Raw genomic sequence first — 1,909 nt, 5'->3', positions numbered from 1 at the left:
GGCCGGCGCCACATGGAGCGCGATGCCAGGCGCGGGCCGCTCGCGAGATTGGATTGCGAGGGCATTTCCCGCTGTTGCGGGTCGGGTATGTTGAAGGGGAAGATCGGCATGGCCATCCTCGTGCGTTTAAAGTTCGTTTCCGGCCGAAGCCAAGTGCAGTTTGGGCCCATTTTACCACGGTGGCCGTGTGCACCGTTTTCAGCGACCGTCGTCGGCGAGCATCCGTGCGGGTTGGAGCCGCGGACGTGGGGCCGCGCGAGACGCTATGATGGTGGGCACGATTATTCACGCGCGCGATGAAGGGTGTGCGTGCGATAAGGGGTGTGCGACGAAGGCGGTGAAAGGGCATATGGACGATTCCGAGCGACTCGCGGCATACGATGCGTTCGCACGGGGCATTCGTGCGGAGCTCGCCGAGGTCGGCGCGCGCATGGACGTTCTGCGCACCGAGAACAAGGCCAAGACGGCGACATATCGCCAGCTGTTCGCCACGCGCATGACCCTGAAGGACATCGACCGCCGCCTGGTCGAGCGCGGATTGTAGGAGGAATTCCCCATGGAGTCGCTCTATAGGAAGTACCGCCCGCTCACGTTCGAGAGCGTCGTGGGCCAGCAGCATATCGTCTCAACGTTGGAGCACGCGGTGGCCGAGGGCCGCCTGAGCCATGCGTACCTGTTCTGCGGCCCGCGCGGTACGGGCAAGACCACCATGGCGCGCATCCTCGCCAAGGCGCTGCTGTGCGAGAAGGCCGAGGGCGCCCGCGCGGCAGGTGCGACCGGCTGCAACCCCGACGGTACCTGCCCGGAGTGCACGGCGATCGCCGAGGGCACGCATCCGGACGTTTACGAGCTCGACGCCGCGTCGCGCACGGGCGTGGACAATGTGCGCGAGGAGATCATCAACTCGGTGAGCTTCGCCCCGGTGCGCGGCGCCTACAAGGTCTACATCATCGACGAGGTCCACATGCTCACGACGCAGGCGTTCAACGCGCTGCTCAAGACGCTTGAGGAGCCGCCGAGTCACGTCATCTTTGTCCTGTGCACCACCGATCCGCAAAAGATCCTGGAGACGATCCTGTCGCGCTGCCAGCGCTTCGACTTCCACCGCATTTCGAACGACGACATCATCGGTCGTTTGCGCTACATCTGCGAGCAGGAGGGTTTCGCCTTCGATGAGGAGGCGCTCGAGGTCGTGGCGCGCCACGCCCGCGGCGGCATGCGCGACGCCCTGTCCACGCTGGAGCAGCTCTCGGTCTTCGGCGACGGCTCGGTGCGCATCGACGACGCGCGCGCCCTGCTGGGCGAGGTGGCGTCCACGGTGCTGTCCGAGTTTGCCTGCAAGATGGCGGTGCGCGACACCGTGGGCCTGTTCGGCCTCATTCGGGCTCAGGTTGACGAGGGCAATGACCTACAGGAGCTCACGCGCGACCTGATCGCGCACATCCGCGACGTATACACGGCCGCGATCGCGGGCCCTTGCGCCGAGCTGTTCGATGGGACGCCCGAGGAGGTGGCCGCGCTCGTCGAGGAGGCTCGCCTGTTCGAGGGGGCCGACCGCCTTTCCCGTGCGTTGACCGTGCTGGATGACGCCGCGCTGGAGATGCGCAACGCGACCGATCCGCGCCTGGTGCTCGAGATCGCCTGCACGCGCCTGGCCCGCCCCGAATCCGACCTGACGCTTGAGGCGCTCGCCGAGCGCATCGCCCGCCTCGAGGCCCAGATCGCCTCCGGCGTGCCGAGTGCGCCGATGTCGGCCGAGCAGCTCGCGTCGGCAACGCGGTCGAAGGCCGCGCCCGCGTCCCAGGAGGTTCGTAAGGCCGCGCCCGCGCCGGTATCTGCGCGCGTGGTGCCCCCGACGAGCGCCCCCACTTCCGCAGGCGCCCCGGCATCTGCATGCGCGGCGGCCCAG

2 protein-coding genes are annotated in these 1,909 nt (G+C 67.6%); both read left to right on the top strand.

The window, feature by feature from the left end:
• Nucleotides 1-349 precede the first annotated feature (349 nt).
• Nucleotides 350-544 carry a hypothetical protein gene (locus COLINT_RS05295; RefSeq protein WP_156780334.1) on the top strand — a complete coding sequence of 65 codons (195 nt, stop codon included), beginning with the start codon at nucleotides 350-352 and terminating at the stop codon, nucleotides 542-544.
• Nucleotides 545-556: 12 nt separating this feature from the next.
• Nucleotides 557-1,909: DNA polymerase III subunit gamma/tau (gene dnaX, locus COLINT_RS05290; RefSeq protein ID WP_006723386.1), on the top strand; the 1,353-nt coding region annotated here is incomplete at its 3' end.

The organism is Collinsella intestinalis DSM 13280 (assembly GCF_000156175.1).
GTDB lineage: Bacteria > Actinomycetota > Coriobacteriia > Coriobacteriales > Coriobacteriaceae > Collinsella > Collinsella intestinalis.
This window is presented reverse-complemented; position numbering and strand designations above follow the sequence as displayed.